Annotated in this window: 17 protein-coding genes; 8 read left to right on the top strand and 9 right to left on the bottom strand. The window is 74.2% G+C overall.

Features of this window, described 5'->3' with window-relative positions; translation table 11 throughout:
- Positions 1-175: 175 nt before the first annotated feature.
- The 3 genes from prfB to ACF08W_RS14330 all read right to left on the bottom strand — a co-directional run bounded on the left by prfB (position 176) and on the right by ACF08W_RS14330 (position 4503).
- Positions 176-1282 carry a peptide chain release factor 2 gene (gene prfB, locus ACF08W_RS14340; RefSeq protein WP_352273660.1) on the bottom strand — a complete coding sequence of 369 codons (1107 nt, stop codon included), beginning with the start codon at positions 1280-1282 and terminating at the stop codon, positions 176-178.
- Between the two features lie 101 nt (positions 1283-1383).
- Entirely contained in the window at positions 1384-2622 is a 1239-nt protein-coding gene (locus ACF08W_RS14335) for a serine/threonine-protein kinase (RefSeq protein ID WP_385209693.1), read from the bottom strand.
- Between the two features lie 231 nt (positions 2623-2853).
- Entirely contained in the window at positions 2854-4503 is a 1650-nt protein-coding gene (locus ACF08W_RS14330; protein WP_392279388.1) for a serine/threonine-protein kinase, read from the bottom strand.
- 553 nt (positions 4504-5056) lie between these two features.
- On the opposite strand from ACF08W_RS14330, the gene ACF08W_RS14325 reads away from it, so the two are divergent.
- The 4 genes from ACF08W_RS14325 to ACF08W_RS14310 all read left to right on the top strand — a co-directional run bounded on the left by ACF08W_RS14325 (position 5057) and on the right by ACF08W_RS14310 (position 12281).
- Positions 5057-8416: an FHA domain-containing protein gene (locus ACF08W_RS14325; protein ID WP_392279387.1), complete on the top strand. Its 3360-nt coding sequence runs from the start codon at positions 5057-5059 to the stop codon at positions 8414-8416.
- 187 nt (positions 8417-8603) lie between these two features.
- A complete protein-coding gene (locus ACF08W_RS14320) occupies positions 8604-9959 on the top strand; it encodes an ABC transporter substrate-binding protein (protein WP_385209684.1) in 1356 nt (451 codons plus the stop codon).
- Between the two features lie 4 nt (positions 9960-9963).
- Positions 9964-11361, top strand: a complete 1398-nt coding sequence (locus tag ACF08W_RS14315) for a carbohydrate ABC transporter permease (RefSeq protein ID WP_392279386.1) — start codon at positions 9964-9966, stop codon at positions 11359-11361.
- Positions 11358-12281 (top strand): carbohydrate ABC transporter permease, encoded by a 924-nt coding sequence (locus tag ACF08W_RS14310; protein WP_392279385.1) that lies wholly within the window; start codon positions 11358-11360, stop codon positions 12279-12281. The genes ACF08W_RS14315 and ACF08W_RS14310 overlap by 4 nt, the downstream gene beginning before the upstream one ends.
- 105 nt (positions 12282-12386) lie before the next feature.
- Here ACF08W_RS14310 and ACF08W_RS14305 read toward each other — a convergent pair whose 3' ends face one another.
- The 4 genes from ACF08W_RS14305 to ACF08W_RS14290 form a co-directional block, all read right to left on the bottom strand.
- Complete coding sequence (locus tag ACF08W_RS14305; RefSeq protein WP_352273653.1) at positions 12387-12761, bottom strand: hypothetical protein; 375 nt, start codon at positions 12759-12761, stop codon at positions 12387-12389.
- Between the two features lie 85 nt (positions 12762-12846).
- On the bottom strand, positions 12847-14364 hold the full coding sequence (locus ACF08W_RS14300; protein WP_392279384.1) for a methyltransferase domain-containing protein: 1518 nt from the start codon (positions 14362-14364) through the stop codon (positions 12847-12849).
- 50 nt (positions 14365-14414) lie between these two features.
- A complete protein-coding gene (locus ACF08W_RS14295; protein WP_392279383.1) occupies positions 14415-15656 on the bottom strand; it encodes a glycosyltransferase family 39 protein in 1242 nt (413 codons plus the stop codon).
- Positions 15657-15846: 190 nt separating this feature from the next.
- Entirely contained in the window at positions 15847-17889 is a 2043-nt protein-coding gene (locus tag ACF08W_RS14290) for a glycosyltransferase family 2 protein (RefSeq protein WP_392279531.1), read from the bottom strand.
- Positions 17890-18187: 298 nt separating this feature from the next.
- Between ACF08W_RS14290 and ACF08W_RS14285 the strand changes: the two genes are divergently transcribed.
- Positions 18188-21685, top strand: coding sequence for a CDP-glycerol glycerophosphotransferase family protein (locus ACF08W_RS14285; RefSeq protein ID WP_392279382.1), 3498 nt, complete (start codon positions 18188-18190; stop codon positions 21683-21685).
- A gap of 50 nt (positions 21686-21735) precedes the next feature.
- On the opposite strand, the gene ACF08W_RS14280 is transcribed toward ACF08W_RS14285, so the two are convergent.
- Positions 21736-22995 carry a prealbumin-like fold domain-containing protein gene (locus ACF08W_RS14280; protein WP_392279381.1) on the bottom strand — a complete coding sequence of 420 codons (1260 nt, stop codon included), beginning with the start codon at positions 22993-22995 and terminating at the stop codon, positions 21736-21738.
- Between the two features lie 125 nt (positions 22996-23120).
- Complete coding sequence (locus ACF08W_RS14275; RefSeq protein ID WP_392279380.1) at positions 23121-23726, bottom strand: TetR/AcrR family transcriptional regulator; 606 nt, start codon at positions 23724-23726, stop codon at positions 23121-23123.
- 138 nt (positions 23727-23864) lie between these two features.
- Here ACF08W_RS14275 and ACF08W_RS14270 point away from each other — a divergent pair, with 138 nt between their 5' ends.
- The 3 genes from ACF08W_RS14270 to ACF08W_RS14260 all read left to right on the top strand — a co-directional run bounded on the left by ACF08W_RS14270 (position 23865) and on the right by ACF08W_RS14260 (position 26657).
- Entirely contained in the window at positions 23865-24809 is a 945-nt protein-coding gene (locus tag ACF08W_RS14270) for an ABC transporter permease (protein WP_392279379.1), read from the top strand.
- On the top strand, positions 24802-25605 hold the full coding sequence (locus ACF08W_RS14265) for an ABC transporter ATP-binding protein (RefSeq protein WP_352273646.1): 804 nt from the start codon (positions 24802-24804) through the stop codon (positions 25603-25605). Before ACF08W_RS14270 ends, ACF08W_RS14265 begins: the two co-directional genes overlap by 8 nt.
- A 101-nt stretch (positions 25606-25706) precedes the next feature.
- Positions 25707-26657: a serine/threonine-protein kinase gene (locus ACF08W_RS14260; protein WP_392279378.1), complete on the top strand. Its 951-nt coding sequence runs from the start codon at positions 25707-25709 to the stop codon at positions 26655-26657.
- Positions 26658-26736 lie beyond the last annotated feature (79 nt).

Below are 26736 nucleotides of genomic sequence, written 5' to 3'. Positions count from 1 at the left end.
TCCGTGCGCTATGCGCCGGTTTGGTCGCAGTTGGTCACCAGACAGAGGCAGGACTGTGACGCACTCCCCACGGCGCCCGCACGAGCGGTGGCACCAACTCCCCCACAGGCAACGGAAAACGGCGGTGCCGGAGACCGCTCGGGTCTCCGGCACCGCCGGGAAGGCTGTGCGCCGACTACTTCTCGCGCTGCTTGCGCCAGCGGATACCGGCTTCCAGGAAGCCGTCGATCTCGCCGTTGAAGACCGCTTCCGGGTTGCCCATCTCGAACTCCGTACGCAGGTCCTTGACCATCTGGTACGGGTGCAGGACGTACGACCGCATCTGGTTGCCCCAGGAGTTGCCGCCGTCGCCCTTGAGGGCGTCCATCTTGGCCTGCTCCTCCTGGCGGCGGCGTTCGAGCAGCTTCGCCTGGAGGACGTTCATCGCGGACGCCTTGTTCTGGATCTGCGAGCGCTCGTTCTGGCAGGAGACCACGATGCCGGTCGGCAGGTGGGTCAGCCGGACCGCGGAGTCCGTGGTGTTGACGCCCTGGCCGCCGGGGCCCGAGGAGCGGTACACGTCCACGCGCAGCTCGGACTCGTCGATCTCGATGTGGTCGGTCTGCTCGACCACCGGCAGCACCTCGACGCCCGCGAAGGACGTCTGGCGGCGGCCCTGGTTGTCGAAGGGGGAGATCCGGACGAGCCGGTGGGTGCCCTGCTCGACGGAGAGCGTGCCGTAGGCGTACGGCACCTGGACGGCGAAGGTGGTCGACTTGATGCCGGCCTCCTCCGCGTACGACGTCTCGTAGACCTCGGTCTTGTAGCCGTGCCGCTCGGCCCAGCGGATGTACATGCGCTGGAGCTTCTCGGCGAAGTCGGCCGCGTCCACGCCACCGGCCTCGGCGCGGATGTTGACCAGGGCCTCGCGGGCGTCGTACTCGCCGGACAGGAGGGTACGGACCTCCATCTCGTCCAGCGCCTTGCGGACCGCCTCCAGCTCCGCCTCGGCCTCGGCCAGCGCGTCGGCGTCGCCCTCGTCCTCGGCGAGCTCGAAGAGGACTCCGAGGTCGTCGATCCGGCCGCGGAGCGCCTCCGTCTTGCGGACCTCGGCCTGGAGGTGGGAAAGCTTGCTGGTGATCTTCTGCGCCGCCTCGGGATCGTCCCAGAGGGAGGGCGCGGCCGCCTGCTCCTCAAGCACGGCGATGTCCGCCCTCAGCGCATCCAGGTCCAGGACGGCCTCGATCGACCCCATGGTCGAGGAGAGGGACTTCAGCTCTTCGGAAATATCGACGACTGCCACGGGTCCAGCGTAACGGCTGTCGGCGCGGACATTCCTCGGGCCGTCCGTTTCCTCCCGCAATCAGCCGCGCCGGACGCCCCGAGGCCCGCCCGGGAACCGGGTCAGGGCGCCTCCGGCGCCGAGGTTCCCGGCTTCCCGTCGGGGGCGTCCGCGTCGTCGCCGCCCAGCGCCAGCGCGCCGCCCAGACCGAGCGCGGCCAGCAGCACCAGGGCCGCGGCGCCCAGCACGATGCGGCGCTTGCGGACCGCGGCGGACTTGTTCCGGGCCGAGCCGGGGCGGGGGGCGCCCGGGGAGCGGGGGGCCCGCGCGGTGCCCCGGGGGCCGCCGGAGAGCTCGTCGGGGGCCGGAACGCGCATGCTCGTGTGGGTGTCCCGGTTGGAGTCGGCGGACGAACCGGGGACCAGCGGCACCGCGCCGCGACGGCGGGGCTCCTCGGCGGCGGGGGCGTACTCCCGCTCGTCGTAGGCACCGGCCTCCGGCTCGGCGTCCGGCTCGTCCACGTCGAGCGGCGGGATGCCGGCCAGCTGCGGGAGCTGCTCGCGCAGCCGGGCCGCGAGCTCGGAGGCGCGCAGCCGGGACGCGGGGGCCTTGGCCAGGCACTGGACCAGGAGCTGCCAGAGTTCCTCGGGGATGCCGGGGAGCGGGACGACCGTCTCCGTCACGTGCCGCCGCAGGACCGCGCCGGGGTGTCCGCCGCCGAAGGGCGTGAAACCGGCGAGCAGTTCGTACAGGACCGTGGCGAGGGCGTAGATGTCGACGGCGGCGCGCGGCGGCAGCCCCTCGACTATCTCGGGCGCCAGGTAGTCCGGCGTACCGATGATCTTGCTGGACTTGGTGCGTCTCGGAGTGTCGATCAGCTTGGCCACGCCGAAGTCGGTGAGCAGCGCCGGGTGCGCGCCGCCGGGGCCGAGCGGGCCCTCCATGTCGAGCAGGATGTTCTCCGGCTTGACGTCGCGGTGAACCACCCCGGCGGCGTGCGCGGCGGCGAGGCCGTCCGCGACGTCCGCGATGATCGCCACGGCCGCCTCGGGGGCCAGCCGTCGTTCGCGGTCCAGGCGGGTGCGCAGGTCGGTGCCGCGCACCAGGTCCATGACCAGGGCCAGGTCGTTGCCGTCGACCACGAGGTCGCGGACGGCGACGACGTGCGGGTGGTCGAGACCGAGCAGGGCGGTGCGCTCCTGGACGAAGCGGCCGACGAGCTCCTGGTCGGACGCGAGGTCCTCGCGGAGCAGCTTGATGGCCACCGGGCCGTCGGGCCCCTCGCCGAGCCAGACCGTGCCCGCGCTGCCGCGCCCCAGGATCTGGTGTGCGGTGTACCGGCTGCCGATATTCCGTGCCAAGACTGCTCCCTCAGCGGCTGGCGATGAACCGTCGCTCATGACCCCCGGTCGACAAAGTTACGCGTCGGCCGGGGGGTTGAGTGCCCGGGATGGCGCCAGACCTCACTTCCGCGGGCGATATGCGATGGAAACTGGCCCACGGAAGTCGACATAGCTACAGAGTTGATGGGGTCGCGGCCGCATCGGCCGCCGGTGCGGCGGCCGTTCGGGGCCGCCGCGTGCGGTGGTCGCTCAGGGGTTTCCGTCGCCGCCCAGCTTGGAGATCCAGTCGCCGATGGTGGAGACCGTGTCGCTGATCGCCTTCCAGTAGCTCTTGCCCTGGCCGATCCAGTCCTGGAGCGGGGTCAGTTCCCAGATGAGCCAGCCGGCGACGAAGAGCAGGACCAGCGTGAACAGGCAGCCCTTGAGGCAGCCCAGACCGGGGATGCGCATCGGGTTGGCGCTGCGCTGCCTCGGTTCGCGGGGCGGACGCGGGGCAGGCGGCTGCGGCTGCTGGGGCGCCGGCTGCTGCGGGGGCGCGTACTGCTGGCGCTGCTGCTGCGGCTGGTACTGCTGCTGGGGCTGGGGCTGCGGTTGGTACTGCTGCTGGGGGTAGTGCTGTTGCTGCTGGTACTGCTGCTGCGGCGGCGGCTGGCGCCTCTGCTGGGGCTGCTGCTGCGGCTGGGGGCGCTGGGGGCGGCGACGGAGCGGGTCCTCGCTCGGGTCGAGGTACTGGAGCTGGGTCTGCTCGTTGCGGTCGCGGGCGGCCCGGAGCTGGGACTGCCAGGGGTGCGGCTCCTCGGGCTGCGGAGGTCCGTCCGGGCGCGGGGGCACGGGGGGCAGCACCGAGGTCGGGTCGGCGTGTCCGCCCGCGCCCGGCCCGGTCTGCGGCAGGACGCTGGTGGCGGCGGCCGGGTCGTACGAGCCCGCGTTGCTCGGCAGCACCTGGGTCGGGTCCGCCGCGCCCGGGGTCCCCGGGACGGCCGCGGGGGCCGGGTCGGGGGCGAGCAGGGCGCCCACGCCGTCGGCCGCGGCGATCTGGGCGGAGGTGGCGTGCACGCCGATGCCCTCGGCGACGACGCGCAGGGCGCGGGCGAGGTTCTCGGCGCTGGGCCGCCGGTCGGGGTCCTTGCTCAGGCAGCGGTCTATCACCGTCCACAGCGGGGCGGGGACGTTGCCGGGGCGGACCGGGTCCTCGCTGAGGTGCCGCTGCAGGACTTCGAGGGCGGTGCCGCCGGCGAACGGCGGGCGGCCGGTGACCAGCTCGTACAGCAGGATGCCCGCGCCGTAGATGTCGACGGCGGAGGTCTGCGGGCGGCCCTCGGCGGACTCGGGCGCCACGTAGGCGGGGGTGCCGACGAACTCGTGGGTGCGGGTGAGCCCCGGGGAGTCGGCGAGCCGGGCGATGCCGAAGTCGGTGAGCATCGGGCGCATCCCGCCGCCGCTCTCGTCCAGCAGGACGTTGGCGGGCTTCAGGTCGCGGTGGACGACGCCGTCGGCGTGGCTGGCGGCGAGCGCGTCGGCGATCTGCGCGGTGAGCAGGGCGGCGGCGACCGGGGTGAGCGGGCCGTTCTCGCGCAGGTAGCGGTGCAGATCGGGGCCGTCGATCAGGTCCATGACCAGGGCGAGGAGATCACCCTCGACGACCAGGTCGCGGGTGCGCACGATGTTCTCGTGGGTGAGCCGGAGCAGCACGGAGCGCTCACGGAGGAAGCGCATCACGACATCGGCGTCGTTGGCCAGCTCCTCCTTCAGGACCTTGATCGCCACGGTCTCGCCGGGCTCACCGGCGACGGCCGCCTCGGCGCCCGCGGTCTCCCGCTGGCGGGCCCGCCAGACGGTGCCCGTGGCGCCGCGTCCCAGCGGCTCCTCCAGGAGGTACTTGCTGCCTACCGGCCGCACGTCATGCGCTCCCTGCAGATCGTGGTGCTTACGGTGTTCCCGGCTTCCGCCCGGGAGTTCCGGCTAACTCTAAGGGGTGCCCGGTGGACACCCTTTGGCCTCTCGTCAAACTGTCACCGTCGGTCATGGGACGACGGTTTCCGGACAGATCCCCGGGACGGCCCCGGGGCCTCCCATCAGCCCGTACGCCCTGGCGGCCCCTCTCGGGAGGACAGGGACGTTCCCGGAACAAGACGCCCTTTCCGGGCCGATGGTTGCCGCACTCGCGTTCGAGATGTCGCTCCGCAGACACTTCCGGAACGGCTCCGTCCCCGCAAGCGCCGCTCCAAGCAGGCACTTATGGGCGCACAGCCGACGTTTCAAGATCGTTAAGCGGTGACCCGCGGGCACGATGTCAGTGGCAAGTGCGAGGATGCCTCCAGCACGGACTGTGGGGTCGGGCCCCTCGGTGCGTGACGAACCCGTACCGGACGACGCGTCCGCGGCGGGCGGGGGGAGTCACAGGGCGTTTCCCCTGCTCGGCGCGGCGCGCAGAAGGGACCGCTGAACGGCGATGCAGATCCGGCTGACCGTCCTCGCGCCGCGCAGCGGCCAGACCCCGGCGCGCGCGTGCGACGTGCTGGTCACCGCCCCGCCCGGGACGGCCCTGGCCACCGTGGCCTCCCAGCTCGCGACGGCCGTCCTCGGTCCCGAGGGCCAGCTCGGCGGCGGCGCGGTGGTGCTGTACGCCGGGCGCGAGCGGCTCGACGGGCAGCGCTCCGCGCTGGGCGAGCCGCCGCTGGTGGACGGCGCGGTGCTCTCGCTCCAGGTCCCCAGCGAGGACGAGGCGGTGGACGACGCCGTCCCGGCGCGGCTGCACGTGGTCGCGGGGCCGGACGCGGGCGGGGTCCATCTGCTGCACGGCGGCCGGATCCGCATCGGCCGCTCCGCCGACGCCGACGTACCGCTCGACGACCCCGACGTGTCCCGGCTGCACTGCGCGGTGACGGTCCTGGGCGACGGCACGGTCTCGGTGGCCGATCTCGGCTCCACCAACGGCACCCTGCTCGACGGCGCGGCGGTCCACGACCGCCCGGTCCGGCTGAAGCCCGGCGCGCTGCTGCGGCTCGGCGAGTCCACGCTCCGGCTGACGTCCGGCGCGCCGACCCCCGCCCTGCCCACCGCCCCCGACGGCGAGGGCCACCTCCGGGTCTCCGGCACCGCCGACCGCACCGGCCCGGACCATGTCGCGCCCACCGACGACCCCTCCCTCAGAGCCCCCGGCTCCCCCGACCCGGGTCCGGCGTACGACGACGTGGCACAGGCCGGTGCGGCCGGACCGGCCGCGCCGGACGGCGGGGCGCCCCGCCGGGGCGGGATCGGCGCCTGGGCCCGCCGCCTCGCGGGCGGCCGGGGCGAGGCCGCCCAGTCCGCCGAGGGCCAGGGAGGTCCGGGCCCCGCCGCGTCCGGCCCCGCCCCGGTCCCGCCGGGCGGCGCGGAGCGGAGCGCCTGGCCCGATCCGGCGGAGGTGCTGCTGACCGCGCTCGGCCCGGGGCCCCGGCTCTGGGAGCGCGCCGCCGGCCACCCCGAGGCGCTCGTGGTGCGGCTCGGCACGACCGACCGGGCGGAGCTGCCCTCGGTGCCGGTGACGGTGGGGCTGCGGGAGGCCGGTTCGCTCGGGCTGGCCGGGCCGCGGACGAGGCTGGCCGGGCTCGCCCGGTCCGTGGTGGCGCAGCTCGCCGCGCTGCACTCCCCGGCCGACCTGGAGATCGTGCTGATCAGCGTGGACCGGGCGCGCGGCGCGGAGGAGCGCAGACGCGAGTGGGCCTGGCTCGGCTGGCTGCCCCATCTGCGCCCGGCGCACGGCCAGGACTGCCGCCTGCTCCTCGCCCACGACCGCGACCAGGCCACCGCCCGGGTCGCCGAGCTGGCCCGCCGGCTGGACGACGGCCCGCTCGGGCCCGGCTGGGCCAGCCAGGACCGGGCCACGGTCGCCGAGGCCGCGGCGCGGTACGCGGGTCCGTACACGGTGGTGGTCCTCGACGGCGACCCGGGCTCGGCCGCGCTGCGGGAGAACGCCGCCCGGCTGGCCGCCGCCGGTGCCGCGGCGGGCATCCACCTGATCTGTCTGGCCGAGACCCCGGCCGCCACCCCCACCTCACCGGTCGCGGCGACGTACGAGGCCGCCTGCCACGCCTCGATCCCCTTCCGCGAGTGCGGAGCGGTGGCGATGCTCAGTGGCGACGTGGCGACGGCGCTGCGGCTGCTGCGGACGGCGGACGGGCAGGCCGCCGGGCGCGGCACGGTCGCCGCGGTGGACGCGGTGTCGGCGCACTGGGCGGAGCGGTTCGGCCGGGCCCTGGCGCCGCTGCGCGCGGAGGGGGCGGCCCCGGCGCACGGCCGGCCGGCGGCCGCGCTGCCGACGACCGCCCGGCTCCTGGACGAGCTGGGGCTGGCGCGCGCCACCCCGGCGTCCCTGATGGCCCGCTGGGCCTCCACCGCCGACGAGCAGCCCGGCGCCCCGGTGCGCGGTGCGGGCCGCCGGCCGGACGGCGGCCCCGCCCCGGAGGGCCGCGACCCGGACCGTACGGAGCACCCGCGCGCGGCGGGACCCCGCGTGGGGGCGCAGCGGGTGGGCGGTGCCCCGTTCCCGGGCAGCGAGCACGCCACCCATGTCGGCGCCCCCGGTCATGTACTGCTTCCCGGGGACGGGCTGGACGCGCCCGGCTCCGGGCGTACCGTCGCCGGGTCCGGTGGTCCGCGTGCCGCCGCTTCCGGGCCCGGGTCCTCGCGCCGGGTGAGCGGGGAGCGCGGCATGGACGCCCCCCGGATCTCCACGGCGCCCGCGGCCGCCGCCCCGGCCTCCGTCGACGGCTCCGCCGGGTCCGAGGGGTCCGTGACGGTCGGGCGGCCCATGGTGGTGCTCGGGGCCGGGCCCCGGGGCCCGGTCGGCGTCGACCTGTCCGAGGAGGGCCCGCACCTGCTGATCGAGGGGCCGGCCGGCAGTGGGCGTACGGAGCTGCTGCGGGCCGTCGCGGCCTCGCTCGCCGCGGCCGCCCGCCCCGACCAACTGGGTCTGATGCTGGTCGACGGCGCGGGCGGGGACCGGGGCGAGGGCCTCGGCCCCTGCATGGAGCTGCCGCACGCCTTCTCCCATCTGGTGGCCTCCGACCCGGTGCGGATGCGGGAGTTCGCCCAGGAGCTGAGCGGCGAGCTGAAGCGCCGGGCCGAGCTGATCGGCCCGTACGACTTCGCCGAGTGGCACCACCGGCAGGAGGTGGCGCGGCGGCTGGTCGGCCAGCGTCCGGCGTCGGCCGCGGAGCAGCGCGGTGATGTGGACGCCCCGGCGAGCGGGACGCTCCGGCTCCGTTCCACGCCCCGGCCCGCCGCGCCCGGTCCCTCCCCGCTGCCCCGGCTCGTGGTGCTTGCGGACGACTTCGACGCGCTGGTCGCCCCGGCGCTCGGCAGCCCGGGGCGCCCCGCCGCCGGTTCGGTGGTGCGGGCCCTGGAGGCGGTGGCCCGGGAGGGCGGGCGGCTGGGCGTCCACCTGGTCGCGGCGTCCGCCCGGCCCGACCGCACGGAGGACACGGACCTGGCCCACGGGGCCCGGCTGCGGATCGTGCTGGACGCCCCGGCGGTGCCGCGCGCGCCGGAGGACCCGGCGCCCGGGCGGGGCCGGCTCGGCCATCCGGACGGGCGGGTCACCCCCTTCCAGGGCGGCCGGGTGACGGGCCGCATCCCGCGCACGGCCACGCTGCGCCCCACCGTCGTACCGCTGGAGTGGGAGCGGATGGGCGATCCGCCGACCCGGCGCCCGGTCCGCGAGCTGGGCAACGGGCCGACCGATCTGGCCCTGCTGGCCAGTGCGCTGGAGTGGGCGGCCCGCTCGGTCGACGCCGATCCGATAGCGCCGCTCGGTCCCGTCCCCTCCTGACCGCGTCGCACCCGGCACCCCGCCGGACGCGTCCGTCCGGGCCGGGTCCGGACATGCCCCGACAATGCTCTGACCTCACGTCACGAGCCCATCACGATAAGGGAGTTGAGTCGGAGGTCGGTATTGCGGGCCCCCGGCGCCCGGCGTAGGACTGTGCGCACACGACGATGTGAGAGACGGGGAAGCAATGCGCACAACCCTTCGGATCAGCAGGGCCGTCGCGGTGGTCACCGCCGCCGGCGCCCTCGCCCTCACCGGGTGCAGCAACGAGGAGAAGCCCAGCACACCGAGAACGGACAGCGGCAAGGGCGGCTCGTCGAGCGTCTCGCTGCCCAAGCTGAACGGCCAGAAGCTCTCGGTCGCGGCGGTCTGGACCGGCACCGAGCAGGCCAACTTCGTCAAGGTGCTCAAGGAGTTCGAGAGCCGCACGGGCGCGGAGGTCACCTTCGTCCCGGCGCAGGACCCGATCGTCAACTTCCTCGGTACGAAGATCGCGGGCGGTCAGCCGCCGGACGTCGCGATGATCCCGCAGGTCGGCGCGGTCCAGCAGGCCGCGCAGAAGAAGTGGGCGAAGCCGGTCGGCCCCGAGGCCAAGGCCCAGCTGGCCAAGAACTACTCCCAGGTCTGGCAGGACCTCGGCACGGTGGACGGCACCCAGTACGGCGTCTACTTCAAGGCCGCCAACAAGTCCCTGATCTGGTACAACGCCAAGGCGTTCGAGAACGCGGGCGCGAGCGAGCCGAAGACCTGGAAGGACTTCCTGAAGACCGCCGAGACGGTCTCCGCCTCCGGCGTCACCCCGGTCTCGGTCGGCGGCGCGGACGGCTGGACGCTCACCGACTGGTTCGAGAACGTCTACCTCTCCCAGGCCGGTCCGGAGAAGTACGACCAGCTGGCCCAGCACAAGATCAAGTGGACGGACCCGTCCGTCAAGGACGCGCTGACCACGCTGGCCGAGCTCTTCGGCAAGCCGTCGCTGATCGCGGGCGGTGCCGACGGTGCGCTCCAGACGGAGTTCCCGGCCTCGGTCACCCAGACCTTCACCGGGGGCGACCAGCCCAAGGCCGCCATGGTCTACGAGGGCGACTTCGTGGCCGTCAACATCGCGCAGACGAAGGCGAAGATCGGGACCGACGCCAAGGTGTTCCCGTTCCCGTCGGTCGGTGCCGAGGCGCCGGTGGTGACCGGGGGCGACGCGGCGGTGGCCCTGAAGGACGGCAAGGGCGCCCAGGCGCTGCTGACCTGGCTGGCCTCGGCGGACGCCGCGAAGATCATGGCCGAGCAGGGCGGGTTCATCTCGCCGAACAAGGGCCTGGACGACGCCGCGTACCCGAACGAGGTGCAGCGCACGATGGCGAAGGCGCTGATCGGCGCCGGTGACGCGGTCCGGTTCGACATGTCCGACCAGGCCCCGCAGTCGTTCGGCGGGACGCCCGGCAAGGGCGAGTGGAAGATCCTCCAGGACTTCCTGAAGAACCCGAAGGACGTCGCGGGGACCCAGGCCGCGCTGGAGTCCGCCGCGGCCAAGGCGTACAAGAGCTGACGCGATGACGACAGCCGCAGCGGGGGGCGCCGGAGCGGTGCCCCCCGCCGACACGCACATGTCCGAAGATCCGACGCCCGACGACCGGTCCTCCGGCCGCCGGCCGCGCGGCCGGAGCGTGACCGGGACCCGTCGGCTGGTCGCGGCGCTCTTCCTGGCGCCCGCGCTGGTGCTGCTGGGCGCGCTGGTGGTCTATCCGATCGTGTACTCCGTCTACCGGTCGTTCCTCGACCAGGCGGGTACGGGCTTCGCCGGACTCGACAACTACAAGGCGCTGTTCACGGACGACACCATCCGTACGGCGATCAAGAACAACGCGATCTGGGTGGTAATGGCACCCACGGTCTCCACCGCCCTCGGGCTGATCTTCGCGGTGCTCACCGAGCGCATCCGCTGGGGCACCGCGTTCAAGCTCGTCGTGTTCATGCCGATGGCGATCTCCATGCTCGCCGCGGGGATCATCTTCCGGCTGGTGTACGACGCCGCCCCGGAGCGCGGGGTGGCCAACGCCGTCTGGGTGGGGGTGCACGACACGTTCAACGAGTCGTCGAGCTTCCCGAAGGCGCACCCGCTGCCCGTCCACCCGGTCAAGGCGGGCGGGGGCGGTTCCTTCGTCACCAAGGAGCCGGTACGGGCCGGGCGGCCGGTCCATCTGCCGCTGGTGGGTGTGGCCCCGGCGGACATGCCGAAGGACGCGAAGCCCGCGAAGGAGGCCGCGGCGGGCGGCGGCGCGGTCTCCGGCACCGCCTGGCTGGACTTCACCCGGGGCGGTGGCGGGCGGCCCGACGTCATCGACGCCAAGGAGCTGGGCCTCAAGGGGCTGAAGGTCGAGGCGGTGAAGGACGGGAAGGTCGTCGCCTCGGCGACGGCGGCCGCGGACGGCACGTTCGCCCTCCCCGCGGCGGCGGACGGCGCCCTGCTCCGGCTGCCCGCCTCGAACTTCGCGGAGCCGTACAACGGGGTGGAGTGGCTGGGCCCGGCGCTCGTCACGCCCGGGATCATCGGCTCGTACGTCTGGATGTGGGCCGGGTTCGCGATGGTGCTGATCGCGGCGGGGCTCGCCGGGCTGCCGCGTGAACTCCTCGAAGCGGCCCGGGTCGACGGGGCGAACGAGTGGCAGGTGTTCCGCCGGATCACCGTGCCGATGCTGGCACCGGTGCTGACGGTGGTGCTGGTCACGCTGATGATCAACGTCCTGAAGGTCTTCGACCTGGTCTTCATCATCGCGCCGGGCTCCTCGCAGGCCGACGCGAACGTGCTGGCGCTCCAGCTCTACCGCTCGTCGTTCGGCACGGACGCGGATCTGGGGATCGGCAGCGCCATCGCCGTACTCCTGCTGCTGCTGGTACTCCCGGTGATGTACGTGAACATCCGCCGGATCCGGAAGGAGGGGCGCCGATGACGACACCGTCGACCACGGCAGCGTCCACGGCCACCCGCACGACCGCCGGGGACGCCCCGACGAAGGCCGGGCGGTCGCTCGGCGCCCGGCTCGCCGCCCGGGTGGGCGGCGGCGCGGTGCGGGTCTTCCTGGTCCTGGTGGCCCTGTTCTGGCTGATGCCGACGGTGGGGCTGCTGCTGTCCTCGCTGCGCGGCGCGGACGACATCGCGTCGAGCGGCTGGTGGAAGGTCTTCACGGCCCCCACCCAGCTCACCTTCGACAACTACGCCCGGCTGCTGGAGAACTCCACCATCACCGGCTCGCTCCTCAACACGATCATGATCACGGTGCCGGCGACGGTGCTGGTGGTGGTGATCGGCTCGCTGGCCGGATACGCCTTCGCCTGGCTGGACTTCCCCGGCCGCGACTGGTGGTTCCTGCTGGTCGTGGGGTTGCTGGTGGTGCCGGTGCAGGTCGCGCTGGTCCCGGTCTCCAAGCTGTTCGGGGCGGTCGGGATCTTCGAGACGACGTTCGGCGTGGTCCTCTTCCACACGGCCTTCGGCCTGCCGTTCGCGACGTTCCTGCTGCGGAACTTCTTCGCGGAGATCCCCCGGGAGCTGCTGGAGGCGGCCCGGCTGGACGGGGCGGGCGAGATCCGGCTCTTCACCCGGGTCGTGATGCCGCTCGGCGGTCCGGCGATCGCCTCGCTCGGGATCTTCCAGTTCCTCTGGGTGTGGAACGACATGCTGGTCGCGCTGATCTTCGCGGACTCGGGCTCACCGCCGATCACGGTCGCCCTCCAGCAGCAGGTACGGCAGTTCGGCAACAACATCGACGTGCTGGCGCCGGGCGCCTTCGTGTCGATGGTGATCCCGCTTGCGGTCTTCTTCGCCTTCCAGCGCCACTTCGTCTCCGGAGTGATGGCGGGCGCGGTCAAGTAGCGGGACCGGCCGAGCGGTCGGCGCGGCGGGGGCCGTACGGGTCCGGGGACGTCCCGGGCCCGTACGGCCCTCGTCCGGCCTGATCCAAACGGAAGACCCTGGCCGTCAGCGCTGCTGTCCGGCCATCACCGTGATCAGGCCGACGATCACCAGCAGCGAGCCGCCCCAGGTCCACATCGAGGTCCGCTCGTGCAGCACGGTCGCCCCGGCCAGCACGATCAGCAGATAGCCGAGGGCGTTGAACGGATAGGCGATGGAGAGCGGCACCTTCGCCAAGGTCGCCATCCAGGCCAGCGCGGACACCCCGAAGACCAGCAGCCCGAGGACGACCCAGGGGCTGGTCGCCGCCCGCATCGCGACGGAACCGCCGCCGTGGTCCGCGGCGGCCGCGGCGGTCTTCATCCCGTGCTTGAGCATGATCTGGCCGCCCGCCGAGGAGAACACGGCGAACAGCAGCAGCGTCAGACTGGGAAGGGTCAAGGTCCTGCTCCTGACTGCGGGGCCCGGCGGCCGCCGCTCCGGCTCCGGCGCCCGGGGCGCGGGGGTGGGACGGGGTACGGCGGGCTCAGACACCGACCCGGTCGGCGGCCGGGACGTACTGTCGGTTGAGGATGTCCTGAACATCGACGTGCTCTCCAGCGATGATCGTCTCGGCCGCGTGCGGGGTGAGCAGTGCGACGTGCTGATAGCCGAACAGCGTCGGCCTGATCCGGGTGAGCAGCTTGGACGCGCCGCCCAGCGCCCCGGCGAGCGGACCGCCGCCGAGCAGTGACCAGAAGGGCGCCCCGGTCGAGGTGAGTTCGAGGACGTCGTAGCCCGCGTCCCGGACCGTGCGGCGCAGGCTGGCCCGGGTGAAGAAGCGCAGATGCGTTTCGTCGAGGATGCCGCGCCGGTCGTAGCCGAAGGCGCCGAGGGCGACCCGCATCCGGGAGTACCAGTGGCTGAAGTTCGGCACGGAGAGCAGGACCCGGCCGCCGGGCCGCAGCACGTCGGCGATCCCGGTGAGCACCCGGTCGGGCCGGGAGAGGTGCTCGATGACGTCTCCGGCGACCACGTAGTCGTAGTCGGTGCCGAGTCCGGCCGGCAGCCCCTCCTCCAGGTCGGCGAGGTGGAAGTGGGTGCAGTTCTCGCGCACGCCGGGGACCTCGACGTAGTCGACGCCGGTCACCTCGTGGCCGAGGGCTTCCAGGCGCCGGGCGAACAGGCCGCCGGAGCAGCCGAGGTCGAGGACCCGGCCGGGCGGCAGCGAGCGCATCCGCTCCAGGATGACGGCGTGCGAGGAGCCGTCGCCCTCCTTGAAGGCGTACTCGACGGGCTTGGGGATCCAGCCGCAGGTGCCGAACCCCTTGACGGCGAGCCGGTATTCGAGGACGTCCTTGACGACGTCCCTCGCGTACTTCATGCCGTTGACGTAGCAGATCTCGTCGCCGTAGTAGGTGGGGACGGGGATCTCCTTGATCCGCATCCCGGCGTCGAGCAGTTGGACGATGATCTGGGTGTCGAAGTCGAAGGCGTCGGTGTTGCGGTGGATCGGCAGTTTCCTGAGCGCGGCGACGCTGTAGGCGCGGTAGCCGGAGTGGAATTCGGTGAGCCGGGAGCCGAGCAGGGTGTTCTCCACCCGGGTGAGAATGCGGTTCCCGAGCCATTTGTACATCGGCATGCCGCCCTTGAGGGCGGACCCGGATTTCATCATCCGTGAACCGAAGACGGCCTCGCATTCGCCGCGTTCGATCGGCGCGACCATGTCGGGGAGGAATTCCGGGGCGTACTGTCCGTCGCCGTGGAGCAGGACGACGATGTCGAGCCCGTGCTCGGCGGCCAGGGCGTATCCGGCTTTCTGGTTGCCGCCGTATCCGAGGTTCTTGGTGTGCCGCATGACGTAGGTCCGCGGCATTCCCTCGGTCTGCGACCAGCGGCAGCCCGCGGTGAAGGTCGCGTCGTGGCTCGCGTCGTCGAGGATGAGGATCTCGGCGATTTTGGACCGGAAATCCGCCGGAATGCGGTCGAGGGTCCGCTCCAGTGTCGTCTCGGCGTTGTACGCGACCACCAGGATGCCGATCCTGGGGCTCGGGCTTTCCGTCACGGGGCGTTCTCCAGTCGCTCGGGGTGCGTGGGGGGATGCGTGGGGGAGGTTCAGTTGACGGTGGAGCCGGTGGGGTGGGAGGTGCGCGGGGCGGCGAGGCGGCTCTTCCCGGCGGGCGGTTCGCCGGGCCGGTCCGGGCGGGCGGCGAGGACCGTGCGTACGCCGACGGCCAGGGCGGCGGCCAGCACCAGCCAGCCGAACTCGGCGAAGTGCAGCACCGTTTCGTTCCAGCGCACGGCGGAGCGGCCCCGGTAGCCGAGGACGGCGGTCACCCCGAGCGCGCAGCTGTACGCGGCGCCCGGCCAGAAGCCGACGACGAACAGCCCGGCGGCCGGCCAGGTCAGGTACTGGAGCGCGGAGGCGGTGGAGAGCAGGAGCAGCAGGCCCATGACGACGCCGACGACGACGGGCGCCTGGGCGGGGCGCAGCCAGGCCAGCCAGACCCCGGCCGCCATGCAGGCCAGGACGAAGAGGAAGTGGCCGTCGCCCTCGATGAAGGTGATGAAGGAGTCCGGCAGCCCGAAGAGGTCGGCGAACCGCACCAGCCCCCAGAGCCGGAAGCCGCCGCCGGCGTACTCCAGCACGTTCTCCTTGAGGTTCTCCGGCACGGTCGCCAGGACCGGCCCCCAGACCAGGGCGAACAGCGCGGTGAAGCCCGCGGTGAAGCGGAGGAGCGCCGGCCGGCCCGCCCGCAGCGCGACGACGAACAGCGCCGGGACCACCACCACGGGGACGAACTTGACGCTGATCGCGAGCGCCGCGGCCACCCCGGCGAGCAGCGGCGCCTTCCGGTCCACCAGCAGATGGCCGGCGAGCAGGGCGAAGGTGATGGCGACCTCGTCGGTGTTGCCGTGGTAGCCGGAGGTGGCGATCAGCAGGGGGCTGGCGGCCACGCCGATCCCGCAGGCGACGGCGGTGCCGAGGGAGGCGCGGCGGCGCACGATCTCGAACACGACGAGTACGCAGAAGAAGTCGGCGATCGAGGCGGGGGCCCTGATCAACGTTCCGAAGGGGATGCCCCTTTCGGAGAGTTCATTGAGGCCGAGCAGCATCCATCCGGCCAGCGGCGGGTGGTTGTAGACGGGCAGTCCGGGAAGCGGCTGTTCGTAGATCCGAAGGGGACCGTACTGGACGATGGCCCGCGCGAATCCGCGGAAGATGTGCACATCGGCCGGCCCGCGCATATTCGCCGCGATCAGCATGCGGATGAGGAGACCGGCGGCAGCGGCGACGAGTACCGCCGCTCTCGCGCGGGGCACGTTCCAGGTCTCGTACCGCGTTCGGATACCCATGAAAGCAGAACGTAGCAACCCGAGGACGCTGAGCGACGTATCGAAGGCCGCACTTGTGCGGACCATTACGTGAATGCACCGGACATCCGCATTTCGCGCGGTGGAGTGTCACCCGAATGGTTCAGCGCGGCACGGAAAGCCGTCCCGGGTCCGTCCCTCGTAAATCCCTTGGGGCGTCCTTATGAATTCCTTACGGTGCCTTCGTGGCGCGGGAATCGGGCGGCCCGTGGAATCCGGCTCGGTGCGGCCGTGCCGCGTGGTCGTCGATCAGCAGATCGCCCCGGTCCCCGGCGGCCAGGCCGAGGGCGCGCGGCCCGTCGTCGTCCCCCGCCAGCGGGTAGTCGCCGGGGAGGACCGGTCCGGGGACGTCGAGCGGGGTGCGGCGGCCGTCCGGCCCGACGAGCCTCAGCCGGTACCGGATCCGGGCGCGGTCGGTCCCGGGCGCGGGGGCGGGCCGGGCGGCGGCGAGGGCGGCGAGCGGGAGGTCCGTGGTGAAGCGCCGCCAGCCCGCCGCCGAGGGGACGGCTCCGTCGTGCACCGTCACGGGGCGGTCGAGGACGGTGCCGGAGGGGTGGTGGGTGAGGGTGAGGCGAAGGGGGCCGGGGCCGACGCCGTCGCGGACCATTCCGTCGATGACCACGGTGGCGGTGGAGTCGGCAGCGGTGCCCGCGCGGTGCGTCTCGAAGCGGGCGCCGATCCGCTCGGCGTGCAGCACCAGCGCGCCGTCGTCGTCGAAGGCGGGCACGATCCGGTGGTCGCCGTCGGGGCGGTGGACGGGCGGCGGTGGCGTCGGGCGGTCCGCCGTGAGGGCGGCGCGGCGCAGCAGCCCGGGGCCGGCGAGGCCGATCTCCGGGTACCAGGAGGTCCGTTCGCGGCCGCCGGGGCGGGGGCGGATCCGGGCGGGGTCGACGACGGCCTCGAAGGCCGCGCGGTCCCGGCCGTACGGGTTCCGGCCGGGCGTCCGGTCCGTGCGCAGCCGCAGCGGCACCGGTGCGTGGTGGGCGGCGCGGAGCCAGCCGGTCCGGACGCCGCCGGGCCCCGGTCCGCCGGGCCCCGGTCCGCCGGGGAGGTGGGTGTCCCCCGTGAGGTGGAGCCGGCCGTCCCGCCAGTGGGCCGCGCGCAGCCGGGCGGTGAACGGCAGGTCCCGCGCGCCGAGCCGCAGCAGGGGGCCGGGGACCGGCCGGACGAGGGCCGGGTAGTGGGCGGTGCGGCGGACCGTGCCCCGGACGGTGAACGCGCCCGGCTCGGCCCGCTCGTCGGCGATCAGGGCCAGCAGCTCGCCGGTCCGCCGTTCGCGCACCAGGTGCCACAGCAGCCGGGCGGGCAGCGGCAGGGCGCCGAGGACGGCCGGGTCGACCTGGTCGGTGAACTCGTTGGCGTAGGTGAGGAAGGCGCGCCGGTATGCCTCGTCGCCCTCGGGGAGCGCCGCCATGAAGGGGGCCAGCTCGTGGCTGAGCGCATGGGTCTCGTAGCGCCGTTTGTCGTCGGGGCCGCGGTGCTCGTCGAGGAAGGCGGAGACGGCCAGGAGCTGGGTGATCCGGTCCTGGAGGCCGCGTACGTCGGCGGGCGGGCCGGTGGTGCCGGCGGCGGTGTCCCGCTCGCGCCAGTGGTGGACGGGTTCGCCCCGTACGTCGACGGCGCGGGCCAGGAAGTGGGCGGGCAGCACGACGGGGAGGTCCTCGGAGCGGGTGCCGGACGGGAAGGCGAAGGCGTGCTCGTCCCAGAAGGAGCGGCGGAAGACCTTGTTGCAGACGGTCCGGTCGGCGGCCAGCTCCCAGTGGCGGGAGATGTGGGTGCGCAGCCGGGTGGTGGCCGGGGCGCGGCGGGGGCCGGGTGCGGGGCCGAGCGTGCCGTCGGCCGTCAGCCGCAGGACCTGGCCGGTGGCGAGGTCGGAGCCGGTCCGGTCCAGGGTGGCGGTGAGGAGTTCGTACGCGTGGGGCGGCAGGACGTCGTCGCCGTCGGCGAAGGCGAGGTGGCGGGCGCCGGGGTCGCAGTGGCGCACGCCGGTGTTGCGGGCGTGTCCGGGGCCGCCGTTGCCCTGGCCGACCAGCCGGAACCGGCCGTCCCGGGCGGCGAAGGCGGCGGCCAGGGCGGCGCTGTCGTCGGTGGATCCGTCATCGACGACGACCACCTCCAGATCGGCCAGGGTCTGCTCCGCGAGGGACCGCAGACACTCCGTCAGCCAGGGCGCGACGTTGTGGACGGGTACGACGACACTGAGCCGTGGCGGCATGGCGGGCACGTCCGTTCCTCGGGGCCTGGGGTCCGTACCTCTCAACCTCGCGGCGGCCCGGGGGTCACCACCGAGGGGTGGCGGTCTTTCCCGAACGGGTGAACCGGTGGCGCCCCGGTTGCCGTCCCGGACCGGCTCCGTGCGCCCCCACCACCGCCATGGCGCACGGGTGACGTGGCCCTCGACGCATCGGGGCGCATCGGCCGGGCGCGGTCGCGCGGCAACCTCGCGCCTTTCGCGCCGTCACCCGTTCGGGTCAGTGCCGGTGACCCGGGGCGTTCGCCCGTGTTGTCCGTACATGAAACCGCGCCTCAGTGTCGTCGTCCCGGTCCACCACCACGCGGACCATCTGGAGGACTGCCTGCGTTCGGTGGCCGAGCAGTCGGTCACGGACATCGAGGTGGTCGTGGTGGACGACGGCGCGACGGAGCGCGGCACGGCGGTCGCCGAGGGGTTCGCCGCCCGTGACCGGCGCTTCCGCCGGATCTGCCATCCCGGCGGCGGTCCGGGCGCGGCCCGCAACACGGGGGTGCGGTTCACCACTCCGGGCGTGCCGTACCTGGCGTTCGCCGGGGGCGACGGGATCGTGGTGCACGACGCCTACGCGCGGATGCTGGCCTCGCTGGAGTCGACCGGCTCCGACCTGGCGACCGGCAACGTGTGGTGGCTGACCGAGCAGGGGCGCCGGCAGGCCCGCCCGTACCGCTGGATGACCGACAGCCGGGCCCGGACCCACATCGGGCGGGAGCCGCGGCTGCTCGCCGACCGCCCGTCCTGGAACAAGGTGTTCCGCCGCTCGTTCTGGGACCGGCACGGCTTCGCCTTCCCGGAGGGCCGGACCCACGAGGACCCCCCGGTGATCATTCCGGCGCACTATCTGGCCGGTGCGGTGGACGTGCTGCACGAGCACGTCCACTACTGGCGGCTCCGGGAGGGCCGGACGGTGCGGCGGCGCACCGACGCGCCCGACGTACGGGACAGGATCGCGGCGTGCGAGCAGGTCAGCGCGTTCCTGGCGGGCCGGGGCGGGGTGGCGAACGCGGCGGCCCGGCGCCGCTACGACCTCTCGTGCCTGCGCGACGACTTCGCCTGTCTCCTGGAGGAGCTGCCGCTGGGCGGGGCGGGGTACCGGCAGGCGTTCATGGCGGGGGCCGGGGCGTTCCTGGACCGGATGGAGCGGATGGACGGGGCGGGCCGCGCGGACCGGAGCGTGGCGCACGAGCTCCCGGTGGAGCTGAGGGTCAAGTGGCAGCTCGTGAAGGAGCGGCGGCTGCCGGATCTGCTGGAGCTGCTCGCCTTCGAACGGGGCAACGGGGCCGGGACGTTCACGGTCGGCGGGGTGCCGGGCCGGCGGCAGGCCGTCTTCCCGGCCGTCCCGGACACCGCCCGGCTGACCCGGGCCGACCTCCCGGCGGTGGCGCGGCTGTCGGAGGCGCGGTGGAGCGAGGACGGGAAGCTGCGGCTGCGCGGCTACGCGTACATCCGCAACCTGCCGGCCGCCTCGCCGCGCCAGTCGATGCGGGTGGGGATGGTGCGGGCGACCCGGGGGCAGCAGCTGCGGACGGTGCCGGTGCGCGGGGTGCCCGCCCCGGAGGCGACCGTCGACTCGGGCCAGCAGGTGCACGGCTACCAGCACGCGGGCTTCGAGATGACGGTCGATCCGCGCCGGCTGCGGCCGGGTGGCTGGCTGGTGGGGATGATGGTGGCCGCGCAGGGCACGGCCCGCCGGGTGGCGGTGCGCGCGGCCGGGCCGGCGACGGGCCTGCCGCTCGTCCACGACCTGGGCGACGGGCGGCGGGCGGTCCTCGACCACCCGGACGGGCGCCTCCGGCTGACCCTGGCCCAGCTGCCCGCCCGGTGCGAGTACCACCGCTTCGGCCGCGACCTGGAGCTGACCGGCCGGCTGTACGGGGACAACCGGCCCACGGCCCTGGTGCTGAGCTGCGAGGGGGTGGAGGACCAGGAGTTCGGCCACCCGGTGGAGTGCCGCCCGGACGGCCGTTTCACGGTGCGCGTCCCGCTCGCCGATCTGGCCGGGATGGCGGCCGTGCCCCCGGCCCCGCACCGGGCGCCGCGCGAGGTGGAGCCGGAGCCCTTCGGGCGGTGGCGGGCCCGGCTGGTGCTGGCCGACGGGGCGCGGGTGCCGCTCGCGGCGGCCCCGGAGTCGGCGCCGCCGGTGGTGGCGGACGCGGTGGGCGAGCTGGTGCTGGACCTGAGCGGGCAGCCGTTCGTGGACGCCGCGGTGTGGACGCCGGACGGGGCGCTGCGGGTGGAGGGCGTGACCGGTGCCGGGACCGGATTACGTCAGGAGGAGGGGCCGGACCGGCTGGTCCTGCGGCACGCGGTGCTGCGGGAGACGGTGTCGGTGCCGGTCACCCACGGCGAGGCGCGGGACGGGGGCGGTGGCGGGCGCCGGTTCACCGCGTTCCTCGCGCCCTCGGTCGCGGCCGGGCTGCGCGAGGGGCACTGGGAGGCGGCGCTGGGCGGGCGGCCGGTGCGGGTGCTGACCTCGCTCGCCGCCCGGCTGCCGCTGCGCCGGAGCGGGCCGGTGGCGGGGGCGCTGGTGCCGGGGCGGGAGTTCGCCCTGGACCGGTGTGCGGGCGACCGGCTCGCGGTGCGGGCCGGGCCGGTGCTGGCACCGGGCGACCGGGGCGCGTACCGGGGGGCGGAGCTGCGCGGGCGCCACTACCCGTCGCGGCGCGCGATGCCGATGCGGGACGCGGTGCTGTACACGGGCGGTGACTCCCCGCGCGCCGTCCACGCCGAGCTGCTGCGCCGGGGCGTGGCCTCGGAACAGCTCTGGGTCACCGACGGCGTGCACAGAAACGTCCCGCCGACCGCCGTCCCCGTCGTCGAGCACAGCACCGCCTGGTACGAGGCGCTGGCGCGGTGCCGCCGCATCGTCACCGCCGACCAGCTGCCCGAGTGGTTCGAGCGGCGGCCGGGCCAGACCGTGGTGCAGACCTGGCACGGCGCCCCGCTCGGCCGCTTCGGCACGGATCTGGCCGGCACCCCGTACGCCGACCATCTGGAGCTCGCCACCCTGGCGCACCGCTCGGCCCAGTGGTCGGTCCTGGTCTCCCCCAGCAGCCATGCCACCGGGCTGCTGCGGCACGCGCTCGGCTACCGGGGCGAGGTGCTGGAGGCCGGTTCCCCCGCCAACGACCTGCTCTTCTCGGCCGACCGCGACCGGATCGCGAAGCGGGTGCGGCGCAGGCTGGGCATCCCGGACGGCCGCCGGGTGGTGCTGTACGCGCCGACCTACCGCGACCATCTGATCCACCCCGGTCCGGGGCCGGGCGGGCGGCCCCACTACCGCTGGGCCCCGGCGCTGGACCCGGCCGTGCTGGCGCGCCACGTCGGCGGCGTCCACACGGTGCTGGTGCGCCGCCACCCCCGGGTGGTCGGGAGCGTGCCCGAGCGGCCGGACGTCCTCGACGTGTCGGCGCACCCGGACACCGCGGAGCTGCTGCTGATCGCCGACGTGCTGATCACGGACTACTCGGGCCTGGTCTTCGACTTCGCGCTCACCGGCCGCCCGATGGTCTTCCACACCAGCGATCTGGCGCACTACCGCGACACGGTGCGCGGTTTCTGCCTGGACTTCGAGGAGCGGGCGCCGGGCCCGCTGCTCGCCGGTGCGGCGGAGATCGCCGCGCTGCTGCGGGACCGGGGCGCGCTGGAGGCGTCGGCGGCGCGCCACGCGGCGGCGTATGGGAGTTTCCGCCGGGACTTCTGCGATCTGGACGACGGTTCGGCGGCGGCCCGGGTGGCGGACCGGCTGCTGGCCGAGTAGACGGCGGTCCGACGGCCCGGGAGGCGGGCGCCTCCCGGGCCGGACCGGGGTCACTTGCAGCTCTTGCCCTCACAGGGTTCGGGCCGGGTGTTGGTGACGGTGGTGGCGAGCTCGGGGTGGGTCGCGGTCAGCTCCAGGGGGCCGGTGACGGGGTTCCGGGGCAGCTCGTACCCCTCGGGGACGGCGGTCTCCTGCAGGTAGAACGTCCCCGGTTCCAGGTCGCCGAAGGTGCACCGGCCCTGTGCGTCGGTGGCGCAGGCGCCGCCGGTCCGGGTGTCGGGGTCGGGGCCCGTGGTCTGGAGCCCGTCGATGCCGTTGGTCTCCCGCCACAGCTGGAAGACCGCGCCCGGCAGCCGCTTCCCGGTCTCCTCGTCGGTCTTCGTGACGGTCAGCCGGCCGGGCGGGACGGGGCAGGGCTGCCACTGGAGGACGGCCTCGCCGTCGCCCCGGCGGGCCCCGGTGACGAAGGTGGCGTTCGCGGGCCCGGTGCTGGACCCTCCGCCGCCGCCGGCCCCGCTGTTGTGGTCGGTCGGGGACGCGGCTCCGCCGCCCCCTCCGGTCGCCCCGCCGCCGCCTCCGCCGCCGACGCCGCCGTGCGGGTCGCCGGTGTTGTCGCCGCCGCGTCCGCCGACCGGCCCCACGGCCGGCGAGCCGTTCTGGCCGTTCGGGTCGGGCGTCGGGACGTTGATGCCGCCCTGGCCGCCCTCGCCGCCGGACCGGCCGGGCTTGCCCTCGTCGTCCCCGGGCAGTCCGGTGCCGGGCTGACCGGTCCTGCCGCCGCTTCCGCCGCCGATGGCCGAGGAGAAGAAGGACCCGCCTCCACCGCCTCCGCCGCCCGCCACGATCAGCGGGACCGCCCCGCTGCTGATGACCGTGCGGCCGCCCCCGCCACCGGCGGCGATCCCTCTGATCTCGCCGTCCACCCGGTAGGCGCCACCCGTGCCGCCACCGCCATAGCCCCCCAGGGTGGGTGCCAGGGGGTCGTCCCCGCCGTGGCCCGCGCCCCCGACGTCGACGGTGAGCACCTGCCCCGGCGTCACGTCCAGGGTGGCGGCCACCTCGGCACCGCCGCCGCCCGGCACGTTGTACTGGCCGGTCCCGCCGGCCGCTCCGTACGCGGTGACGGACAGCGAGCAGACGTCCGCGGGGACGGTGAACGACTCCGGGGCTCCGGTGAAGACGAAGGTCCGCGACCCGGCCTGTCGTGCGGTCGCCGGGTCGGTCGCGAAGGCAGGGGCCGAGGGCGTGAGGAACAGCGCGGCGGAGACCGCCAGCGCCGCGCCCGCGAGGCGTGTACGGGGAAGTGTCATGATCGCAACGTAGGCACGGCGCGCCCGCATCCGGGCGAGGCGGCGGTGACGGCACGGCGGCACGACCTGAACGGCCGCGTTCCTTCACCGGTCTGCCTCACCGAAGGCCCGGTGGAGCGGGGCGGTCAGCTCCGCAGGGCGGCGACGGCGGCGGTGGCCAGTTCGTCGAGGTAGCCCGCGGGGAGCGGGGTGCGGACGACGGCGAGCCGCCAGTAGAGCGGGCCGACGATCAGGTCCAGCGCCCGGTCGGGGTCGCTGCCCTCGGGCAGCTCGCCCCGGGCCACGGCGTCCCGGACGACCACGGCGGCGATGCCCTGCTGCGGGTCGAGCAGGGCGGCCTTGATGGTGTCGGCGATCTCCGGATTGCGGGCCGCCTCGACCAGCAGGTCCGGGATGACCTGCGAGGCGACCGGGTGGCGCAGGGCGTACGCGGCGAGTTCGAGCACGGCCCGGACGTCCCCGTGGAGCGAGCCGGTCGCCGGGGCGGGCATGCCCTGGACGGCGACGGCCGAGACCAGGTCGAGGACGAGCGCCAGCTTGGACTTCCAGCGGCGGTACACGGCGGTCTTGCCGACGCCCGCGCGCCGGGCGATCCCCTCCATCGACATCCGGGCGAACCCCACCGCGGCCAGCTCCTCGAAGACGGCTCGGCGGATCGCGTCGGTGACGTCCTCGCGCAGGACGGCGGCTCCGGCGGGGGCGCGGCGGCGGGGGCGCGGGTCGGTGGTCATGCCGGAAATCATAGTCCGTGACGACGGAACGGTTGCGTTGCGACGTAACCACGTCCTACCCTCGGCGTTACGACGATACGGTCCCGTCCCGTCGAAGCGCCTCCCTCCCCCACCCCACCCCTTTCCTCGGAAGCGATCGTGGTGAGCCAGACAGCAGCCCCGGCGGCCCCGCCCGCCGACAGCCCCGTACCGACCCCGCCTCCGGTGTACGCGCCCGGCGAGCTGGCCGCGCTCGCCGCCCGGCACGGCCTCACGACGAGCGGCGCCCGCCCCTCACTGCCCGTGTACGTACGGCAGTTGTGGGGGCGCCGGCACTTCATCACGGCGTTCGCCACCGCCAAGCTGACCGCCCAGTACAGCCAGGCGAAGCTCGGCCAGATCTGGCAGATCATGACCCCGCTGCTCAACGCGACGGTCTACTACTTCATCTTCGGCGTGCTGATGAACACCAAGCGCGACGTCGAGGACTTCGTGCCGTTCCTGGTCACCGGCGTCTTCATCTGGACCTTCACCAGCAGCTCCATCACCGCGGGCACCCGGGCGATCAGCGGCAACCTGGGCCTCGTACGGGCGCTGCACTTCCCGCGCGCCTCGCTGCCGATCGCGCTGGCCCTGCAACAGCTCCAGCAACTGCTGTTCTCGCTCGCCGCGCTGGTGGCGATCCTGATCGGCTTCGGGCAGTTCCCCCGGCCGTCCTGGCTGCTCGCCGTTCCGGCGCTGTTCCTCCAGGCGCTGTTCAACACCGGGGTCTCCATGGTGGTGGCGCGGCTGGCCGCCCGGACCCCGGACATCGCGCAGCTCATGCCGTTCGTCCTGCGGACCTGGATGTACGCCTCGGGCGTCATGTGGAGCGTGGACGGGATGCTCCGGGGGGACCGCGTCCCGCACGCCGTGGTGATGGCCCTGGAGTGCAATCCGGCCGCCGTCTTCATCGACCTGATGCGGTTCGCGCTCATCGACAGCTTCGACGCGAGCCATCTCCCGCCGCACGTCTGGGCGGTCGCCACCGGCTGGGCGCTGGTCTGCGGCATCGGCGGATTCGTGTACTTCTGGCAGGCGGAGGAGCGGTACGGACGTGGCTGAGACGACGAACGACCCCCGGATCCCCACCGTCGTGGTGGACGACGTCCACATCACGTACCGGGTCAACGGCGCCCGGACCGGGCGGGGCAGCGCGACCTCCGCGCTCAGCCGGATCGTCTCGCGCCGCCAGGTCCCGGGGGTGCGCGAGGTGCACGCCGTGAAGGGCGTCAGCTTCGCCGCGTACCGGGGCGAGGCCATCGGGCTGATCGGCTCCAACGGCTCGGGCAAGTCGACCCTGCTCAAGGCCATCGCCGGACTGCTGCCCGCGACCCGGGGCCGGGTCCACACCCAGGGCCAGCCCTCGCTGCTCGGGGTCAACGCGGCGCTGATGAGCGACCTGACCGGCGAACGCAACGTGGTGCTCGGCGGCCTCGCGATGGGCATGACCAGGGCCCAGGTCCAGGAGCGCTACCAGGGCATCGTCGAGTTCTCCGGCATCAACGAGAAGGGCGACTTCATCACCCTGCCGATGCGCACGTACTCCTCCGGCATGGGCGCCCGGCTGCGGTTCTCCATCGCCGCCGCCAAGAGCCACGACGTCCTGCTGATCGACGAGGCGCTCTCCACCGGCGACGCCCGCTTCCAGCGGCGCAGCAAGGAACGGATCGCCGAACTCCGCGAGGAGGCCGGCACGGTCTTCCTCGTCAGCCACAGCAACAAGTCGATCACCGAGACCTGCGACCGGGCGATCTGGCTGGAGGCGGGCACCCTGCGGATGGACGGCCCGGCGGACGAGGTCGTCGCGGCGTACGAGCGGTTCACCTCGGGCACGAAGAAGAGCCGGGCCAAACGGTAGACTCCGCTGCCGCGCAACGGCCCCGCACACAAGCCGAGTTCGGCGGCGGAACCCGGCGCCGGACGGACGGGGCCGCGCGGCCGAGGAGTTCGGGGGAAGAGATGCAGGACGGGATACCCGGGCCGCTGCGGGCGGACGACCCCCGGGAGGTCGCGGGCTACGTCCTGCGGGGCCGGGTGGGCGAGGGCGGCATGGGAACCGTCTACCTCTCGCACACCCGGGGCGGCCACCCCGTCGCCCTGAAGGTGATCCGGCGGGACCACGCGCGCCAAACGGACTTCCGGACCCGGTTCGCCCGCGAGGTGGCCGCCTCCCGCCGGGTCTCCGGCCACCACCTGGTGGCGGTGGTCGACCACGACGCGGACGGCGAACGCCCCTGGCTGGCCACCCACTACGTCCCCGGCCTCCCGCTCAACGCGGTGCTGGCCGCGCACGGCCCGCTGCCCACGGCCGCGGTCCTGAGACTGACCGGCTGCCTCGCCACCGCGCTGGACGCCGTCCACGCCGCCGGGGTCATCCACCGGGACGTCAAGCCCGGCAACCTGCTGCTCGCCGCGAGCGGCCCCTGGCTCCTCGACTTCGGGATCGCGCGGGCGACCGACAACCCGACCCTCACCACGGCGGGACGGCTGGTCGGCAGCCCCTCCCACATGTCGCCCGAACACGCCCTGGGGCAGTCGCTCACGCCCGCGTCCGACGTGTTCGCCCTCGGGCTGCTGGCCGCCGAGGCCGCCACCGGGCTCCATCCGTACGGGCGGGGCCAGGGCCTCGCCCTCGCCATCCGGATCGCGGGCACCGACCTCGAGCCCCCGGAGCTGGGCCACCACCCCTCGCCGTTGCGGGAGCTGCTGGTGGGCTGCCTGGCCGCCCGGCCCGAGGACCGCCCGTCCGCCCGGGAGGTGGCGGAGGTGTGCCGGGAGGGGCTCGGCGGGCCCGGCCTGCGGGAGTTCACCGGGTGGCTGCCGGATCCGGTGGCGGCCGCCGTGGGCCGGATCGAGGCGGCGACCCGGCCGCACGCGTCCGGGTACACCCCGACGTACCGCCGGGCATGAGGAGATCCCTCTCCACGGAGCTGATCCGACGGCCGGGCTCGCACCGTTCGCGCCGGCCCCGCCCGGGAACGCCGGAGGG

It is taken from the genome of Streptomyces sp. NPDC015144 (genome assembly GCF_043079735.1).
Taxonomy (GTDB): Bacteria; Actinomycetota; Actinomycetes; order Streptomycetales; family Streptomycetaceae; genus Streptomyces.
This window is presented reverse-complemented; position numbering and strand designations above follow the sequence as displayed.

Bases quoted from the DNA above. Each gene is read 5' to 3' on its own strand.
- ACF08W_RS14290 (WP_392279531.1), bottom strand. From the start codon at position 17,889: ATGCCGCCACGGCTCAGTGTCGTCGTACCCGTCCACAACGTCGCGCCC.
- ACF08W_RS14315 (WP_392279386.1), top strand. From the start codon at position 9,964: ATGACGACAGCCGCAGCGGGGGGCGCCGGAGCGGTGCCCCCCGCCGAC.
- ACF08W_RS14325 (WP_392279387.1), top strand. From the start codon at position 5,057: ATGCAGATCCGGCTGACCGTCCTCGCGCCGCGCAGCGGCCAGACCCCG.
- ACF08W_RS14260 (WP_392279378.1), top strand. From the start codon at position 25,707: ATGCAGGACGGGATACCCGGGCCGCTGCGGGCGGACGACCCCCGGGAG.
- ACF08W_RS14310 (WP_392279385.1), top strand. From the start codon at position 11,358: ATGACGACACCGTCGACCACGGCAGCGTCCACGGCCACCCGCACGACC.
- ACF08W_RS14285 (WP_392279382.1), top strand. From the start codon at position 18,188: ATGAAACCGCGCCTCAGTGTCGTCGTCCCGGTCCACCACCACGCGGAC.
- ACF08W_RS14295 (WP_392279383.1), bottom strand. From the start codon at position 15,656: ATGGGTATCCGAACGCGGTACGAGACCTGGAACGTGCCCCGCGCGAGA.
- ACF08W_RS14280 (WP_392279381.1), bottom strand. From the start codon at position 22,995: ATGACACTTCCCCGTACACGCCTCGCGGGCGCGGCGCTGGCGGTCTCC.
- ACF08W_RS14275 (WP_392279380.1), bottom strand. From the start codon at position 23,726: ATGACCACCGACCCGCGCCCCCGCCGCCGCGCCCCCGCCGGAGCCGCC.
- ACF08W_RS14320 (WP_385209684.1), top strand. From the start codon at position 8,604: ATGCGCACAACCCTTCGGATCAGCAGGGCCGTCGCGGTGGTCACCGCC.